Annotated in this window: 1 protein-coding gene; it reads right to left on the reverse strand. The window is 62.3% G+C overall.

The window, feature by feature from the left end:
* On the reverse strand, window positions 1-276 hold a 276-nt coding region (locus SB753_RS36985; RefSeq protein ID WP_410805102.1), incomplete at both ends, for an ABC transporter substrate-binding protein.

Genomic DNA, 276 nt, shown 5'->3' on the forward strand with positions numbered 1-276 from the left:
TGCCTTTCTGGTGCGACAGCAGCAGCTTCTTGTCGAGCACGGATGCAGGCCACGCGCCCAGCACGTTGAGCACGAACGTGGGCGCGTATTTCTGGTCGGTCGTGATACTGACGGTCGAGTCGTCGATCTTCTTGACGTTTTGCAGCGCGTTGTCCTTCGTCAAGCCGATGCCCTGCAGCACCGCGGCCGCGCCCTTGTCGAGCAGCACGCAGCGCTGGATCGACCATGCAACGTCGTCGGCCGTGAGCGGGTTGCCGGAATGGAACTTGAGATCCG

The sequence above is a fragment of the Paraburkholderia sp. SIMBA_053 genome (assembly GCF_046534895.1).
In the GTDB taxonomy this organism is placed as follows: domain Bacteria; phylum Pseudomonadota; class Gammaproteobacteria; order Burkholderiales; family Burkholderiaceae; genus Paraburkholderia; species Paraburkholderia caledonica.